The sequence below is a fragment of the Bradyrhizobium sp. genome (assembly GCF_049798375.1).
In the GTDB taxonomy this organism is placed as follows: Bacteria; Pseudomonadota; Alphaproteobacteria; order Rhizobiales; family Xanthobacteraceae; genus Bradyrhizobium.
This window is the reverse complement of record NZ_JBARGP010000639.1, coordinates 1-5,753: the sequence shown is the minus strand read 5'-3', so window position 1 is coordinate 5,753 and position 5,753 is coordinate 1. Positions and strand designations below refer to the sequence as shown.

The following is a 5,753-nucleotide window of genomic DNA, read 5'->3' as shown; positions in this document are numbered from 1 at the left end:
TGCCGCTTCAGCCACGGAATCTCTTCGGTCGGGCCGAGCCGCAGCGCATGCGGGCCGTTGCAGACAATGGCGTCAAGCAATGAAGGCACATCGGCTGGTGTCACCGGGCCGAAAGCGACGCGACCGTCCGGCGTGGCGAACTCGACCAGCGGCTCCAGCCAGCACATGCCGCGCGAGCCGTTCCGTACGATCTCGATCGCAAGGCCGCGCTCGGCGGCAGTCGCCTGCAGCGCCTCGGCGACTTCGTCAGCGCCGACCGAGAGCGCGGCGGCATCGCAGGGAACAAAAAGACGCAGGGTCATCGCTGGGCCTCCGAGATCAAGGCATCGATACGGGCCTCGTCGAGACGCCCGATCAGTCGACCGTCGAGCGTCGCGGACGGGGCCGTGGCACAAAGGCCGAGGCAGTAGATCGGCTCCAGGGTAACGCGCGCGTCGGCCGTGGTGTTGCCGAGGCTGACGCCGAGCTTGGCTTCCGCGCGTGCGGCCAGCGCATCGCCGCCGGCGGCCTGGCAGGCCTCGGCGCGGCACAGCTTCAGCACGTGGCGGCCGGCCGGCTTGTGACGGAAATCATGGTAGAAGGTGAAGACGCCGTAGACTTCGGCGCGCGACAGGTTGAGCTCGGAGGCGATCATCGGCAGCGCCGCTTCGGGCACATAGCCAAACGCCTCCTGGAGCGCGTGCAGAATCACCAGGGTGGCCCCTTCGACCTTGCCGTGCTCGGAGATGATCGCGGCGCCGCGCGCCGCCTCCCAGGGTTCGTAGACCGGCGTCATCCGCAATTCCAATCGGTGCGTTGTGAGATTTTTCACAACAATTGGAATTGCCCTAAATATCAATAAAGCTGTCTCATGCTGCGATAGCGAAACGCAATCGAGAGATGACTAAAATGAGGCAGGACCAGCGTTTTTCGCGTCCGCCTGCATGCGCCTGCGTCTTTTACCGATGCCTATTTCGCAGTTGCCGTGATAATGACGGAGCTCATTCCCTCAATCCTCGGAAGGCCGTTGTCGTGATCGACAAGCTTGAACTTTTGCTCGCGCTCGCCAAGGAGCGGCACTTCGGTCGCGCCGCGGAGACCTGCGGCGTGACCCAGCCGACGATGTCGACCAGCATCAAGCAGCTCGAGGAAATCCTCGGCGTGGTGCTGGTGCAGCGCGGCTCACGCTTCCAGGGTTTTACGCCGGAAGGCGAGCGCACGCTGGACTGGGCGCGGCGGATCGTGGGCGATTACCGCGCAATGAAGCAGGAGATCAACAGTCTCAAGGACAAGCTATCGGGCGAGTTGCGGATCGCGGCGATCCCGACCGTGCTCGGCATGGTGGCCTCGCTGACCACGCCATTCCGCGCACGGCATCCGGATGTCAGCTTCCGCATTGTGTCCTGCACCTCCGCGGACGTGCTCGGGCTGTTGGAAAATCTCGAGGTCGATGCCGGGCTGACCTATCTGGAGAACGAGCCGCTCGGCAAGGTCCGCACCATTCCGCTCTACAATGAGAGCTATCGCCTGTTGACCGCGCCGGATGCGATGTTCGGCGATCGCGATCAGGTGACGTGGGCGGAGGTCGCGCAGGTGCCGCTGTGCCTTTTGACCTCGGACATGCAGAACCGCCGCATCATTGATCGCGCGCTGCGTTCGGTTGGCGGCGAGGCGACGCCAACATTGACGTCGAACTCACTGCTCGTGCTCTACACCCACGTCAAGACCGGGCGCTGGGCCAGTGTGATGCCGGCCAAGCTCGCCGAGACGCTGGGCTTGCCCGACAAGGTGCGCTCGATCCCGATTGTCGATCCCGTCGTCAATTACAGCGTCGGCATGGTGATCCCGCAGCGCGACCCGATGACGCCGCTGATCGCAGCCCTGGTACAGATCGCGCGCGAGGTCGCACCAAGCCTGCAGGTGTGATGATTTCGTAGGCCGGACGAGCGCAGCGACATCCGGATTTCGCTTCCTGCATGTCGCTTCGCTCATGCAAGCTATGGCACGGCGGCTCACACGCGCCGCCCACGCAGAGCTGCCACCAGCTCGATCGCCAGTGCGCCGGCTGCCGCCGCCGCACCGATCGCGAACAGCATTCCATAATGGCCGCCGCTGTGCGCGAAGCCCCAGGAGAGGCCGTACGCGCCCAGCGCTTGGAACAGTGCGAAGCTCGTGGTGGCCTGCGCCCATGCCGCGCGCTGGTCGGTGCTGCTGTGAGGGATCAGCTCATGAATGCGGCCGAGCACCAGCGGCACGATGCCGGGCGTGAAAGCGCCGACGACGACGCTGGAGACGATCAGCACGGCCGGTGCAGCGCTGAATGCCGGCAAGGCGACCGCGACAGCCTGGATCAGGAACGCAGCACGCAAGGCCGGGCCGAAGCCGGCACGGTCGGCGAGGTGTCCCGTCAGCAGCGGGCCGACGATCGCGCCGAGACCATACAGCACCCAATAGGCCGATCCGGCCGCGATGCCTTGTCCGAGCCCGCGCGCGACGTAGTCGACCAGGAATACCATGTGCGGCACCAGCGCCACGGCGTTGAGCCCGTACTCCGCACACAGCATCGTGACCAGAGCGGACGATGTGTGCTGTGCCGGCTGATGATTGGCGAGCGCTTCCGTGCTGCGCGCTTCGACAGGCCAGGCGCGCCAGCTCAGCAAAGTCAGCAGCGCCGATAATGCGCCCAGTGCGAGCCAGGTCTCAGTTAATCCCTGTCGCAGCAACAGCGGCACCAACGTGCCCGATGCGGCAATGCCTAATCCGACGCCGGCAAAGATCACGCCGCCGATCAGGCCTTTCTTGTCAGCCGGTGTGTGCGGCAGGATCGTCGAGGCGGCGAGCACCATGATCACGCCGCCCGTCAATCCGGCCAGCACGCGCCAGCCGAAGAACCAGGCGAATGACAACGGTGTCGCGCAGGCGACGCAGCACAGCGAGGCCAGCAGCATCATCACGCGCAGGCTGGCGATGGCGCCGATCCGTGCGGCCAGCCGACGCGCGATCAGGGCGCCACCGAGATAACCGGCGAGATTGGCCGCGCCGAGATAGACGGCGTCCGACGGCGCGAACCATTTGGCCGCGATCAGGGCCGGGATCAGCGGCGTGTAGGCGAAGCGGGCAAGCCCGAGGCCGACCAGCGAGGCACAGAGGCCCGCCAGCGCGTATAGCCACAATGGCTCACGCACGCGCTTGTGATGCGCGTGTGATCGATGATGATCGTTGAGACGAAAGCTCGACATGGACATGGTAGTAACGGCCCGGACCGTGCCTGAAAAATGGTTTGCCGTGATGAGAGCCATCGCTGGACGCGATGGCAAGGTAAGCGGGCGCCGCGCGTCAGCCGGCGCCCGGGGTCATCAATGGCCAGCGCTCTGGCCGCCATCCACATGGAGGATTTCGCCGGTCACGAACGGTGCGCGCTCGAGATACAGCACGGCCTCAACGATGTCGCTGGTCTCGCCCATGCGTCCCATCGGATGCAGCTTGGCGAGGAAGTCGTGCGTCTCGCTCCCGTGCATCGGCGTCTTGATCACGCCCGGCGACACCGCGTTGACGCGGACGCCGCGGCCGGCAAATTCGATCGCGAGCGATTTGGTCGCCGCGCTCAGCCCGCCTTTGGTGAGCGAGGCGAGCACCGAGGGCACGTTGCTGTTGGCGTGCTCGACCAGCGTGGTCGTGATCTGCACGATGTGTCCGGATCCTTGCTTCAGCATCTGCCGCGCCACGCGCTGGGTCAGGTGAAAGAACCCCGTGACATTGATACCGAGGATCTTTGCGTAATCCTCATCGGTGTAGTCGGTGAACGGCTTGGCGATGAAGATGCCGGCATTGTTGACCAGCGTATCGATGCGCCCGAACCGCGCCAGCGCCTGGCTCACGACGCGTTTGGCCGTGGTGGGATCGGCGACATCGCCGGCGACCGCCAGCACATCCGGATCGGACGATGGCGCAATCGCACGTGAGTTTGCCACCACGCGATAGTCGCGATCGCGAAAGCCGCGCACGAGCGCCTCGCCGATGCCCTGCGACGCGCCGGTGATGATGGCAACCTTTTGTTCCGAACCCATGATGAGCCTCCCTTGTGGTGTTGCAATCGTAACGACGTCGGCGTCATACGATGCGGTGTCCGGAAGGTAGGTAGGTTTGCCGGAGATCCAAAGACACGTCAGTCGGCGGACACTCTTCCGCGAATCGAGCGAATGGACTTGCCGCCGTCCTTTGCCTCGCGCGACAGCCGCTCGAAATAGCGCTTCAGCCGCGGCACGGCGAAGTCGACGAAGGCGCGCACCTTCGGGACAGCAAGCCGGCCTTGCCGTGTCAACAGATGCGCTGGCAGCGGCGGGTACTCGTCCCGTTCGAGCAGGATCCTGACGCGCTTGTTCCGGATTTCATCTCCGAGATGGTAGGAGAACAGCCGTGTCACACCGTTGCCTTCGGCGGCCGACGCCACGGCCGCGCGCACCGTATTCACCACCAGTCGCGGCGTGAACTGGACCGTCCGCGGCACCGCGGAGCCGTCGCGCGGCGGGAAGCTCCAGGAGTCCTGGCCGAAATGCGTCATCGCGATGATGCGGTGTTTCGTCAGGTCGGATGGCTCGTTGATCACGGGATTGCGCGCGAGATAGGCGGGCGCCGCCGCGACCACGCGGCGGACCTCGCCGAGGCGGAGCGCGACGAAACTTGAATCGGCCAGGTGCGCGATGCGCAGCGCGACGTCGATGCCTTCGTCGATCAGGTTGACCGGCCGGTCCAGCAGCAACAGCCGCACCGTGACCGTCGGGACCTCGTTCATGAACGCGTCGAGCACGGGCCGCAAGATGTCTTCCCCGGTGATGACCGGCGCTGTCAGCGTCAAGGTCCCGCGCGGGGCTGTGCGCTCGCCGGCGGCCGCCATGTCGGCCTCGTCGAGCTCGGTCAGCACGCGCCGGCAGGCCGCCGCGTAGCGTTCGCCGGCCTCGCTGAGCTTCAGCGAACGCGTCGTCCGGTGCAACAGCTCGGTGCCGACATGCGCTTCGAGAAAGGCGATGGCGCGGCTCACCGCCGCCGCAGAGCGGCCCAGCCGCCGGCCCGCGCCGGCCAGGCTCCCCTCGTCGACCGCCGACACGAGCACCTTCATGGCATCGATGCGATCCATCAGCATCGTCTCCGGAACGCGAGCGCGGACCAGTCGCGCGTCAAGCGTCTACTTGAGCCGATTGATTTCTCAACGTCAAACCGCTGTCATTCCGGAGCCCCACGGAGGGGTGAGCCCGGAACGACGACAGAGGCGCCTCGTGTCGAGATCGTCATTGCAGAGTGTGGCCCCGAAGCGCGCGGCGACATCCGCGTCCGAATCCCGCCTACCGCTTTGCTCAAGCGGGCTGTGGTCGCATCATTTGCTACGCCGGGCTCACGCGCCAGATGCAGTTGCCGACGTCATCGGCGACCAGCAGCGAACCGTCGGGACCCAGCGTAACGCCGACCGGGCGGCCGTAGGAGACGCTTTCGTCGGGCGCGAGGAAGCCGGAGAGAACATCGCGCGCCGGGCCTGCCGGCCTGCCGTTTTCGAACGGGATGAACACGACCTTGTAACCGCTGAGCTTGCTGCGATTCCACGAGCCGTGCTGGCCGATCACCATGCCGTCGGGGAAGCCGGGCAGGTGGCCTGCCGGCAGCCAGCACAGGCCGAGCGAAGCGGTGTGGCCACCGAGCGCGTAGTCCGGCTGCAGCGCCTTGGCCACCATGGCCGGGTCCTGCGGCACGCGGTCGTCCACCGTCTTACCCCAATAGCAATA

5 protein-coding genes and 2 pseudogenes are annotated in these 5,753 nt (G+C 65.8%); 1 reads left to right on the top strand and 6 read right to left on the bottom strand.

Annotation, left to right across the window (positions count from 1 at the left end; all coding sequences use genetic code 11):
* Both WA702_RS25165 and WA702_RS25160 read right to left on the bottom strand, forming a co-directional pair.
* Positions 1-302 (bottom strand): annotated as a pseudogene (locus WA702_RS25165) (formate dehydrogenase); the annotation flags it as partial.
* The gene (locus WA702_RS25160; protein WP_425113251.1) at positions 299-775 is read right to left on the bottom strand and encodes a formate dehydrogenase subunit gamma; all 477 of its coding nucleotides are present in this window, start codon (positions 773-775) and stop codon (positions 299-301) included. The pseudogene WA702_RS25165 and the gene WA702_RS25160, both read right to left, overlap by 4 nt.
* A 236-nt stretch (positions 776-1,011) precedes the next feature.
* Here WA702_RS25160 and WA702_RS25155 point away from each other — a divergent pair, with 236 nt between their 5' ends.
* Positions 1,012-1,905, top strand: a complete 894-nt coding sequence (locus WA702_RS25155) for a LysR family transcriptional regulator (RefSeq protein ID WP_425113250.1) — start codon at positions 1,012-1,014, stop codon at positions 1,903-1,905.
* A gap of 86 nt (positions 1,906-1,991) precedes the next feature.
* Here the strand turns inward: WA702_RS25155 and WA702_RS25150 are convergent, their stop codons facing one another.
* The 4 genes and pseudogenes from WA702_RS25150 to WA702_RS25135 all read right to left on the bottom strand — a co-directional run.
* The gene (locus tag WA702_RS25150) at positions 1,992-3,164 is read right to left on the bottom strand and encodes a YbfB/YjiJ family MFS transporter (protein ID WP_425113249.1); all 1,173 of its coding nucleotides are present in this window, start codon (positions 3,162-3,164) and stop codon (positions 1,992-1,994) included.
* A 171-nt stretch (positions 3,165-3,335) separates the two neighbouring features.
* Positions 3,336-4,046 (bottom strand): SDR family NAD(P)-dependent oxidoreductase, encoded by a 711-nt coding sequence (locus tag WA702_RS25145; protein WP_425113248.1) that lies wholly within the window; start codon positions 4,044-4,046, stop codon positions 3,336-3,338.
* Positions 4,047-4,144: 98 nt separating this feature from the next.
* Complete coding sequence (locus WA702_RS25140; protein WP_425113247.1) at positions 4,145-5,113, bottom strand: LysR family transcriptional regulator; 969 nt, start codon at positions 5,111-5,113, stop codon at positions 4,145-4,147.
* A 244-nt stretch (positions 5,114-5,357) separates the two neighbouring features.
* Positions 5,358-5,753: pseudogene (locus WA702_RS25135) on the bottom strand (sorbosone dehydrogenase family protein); the annotation flags it as partial.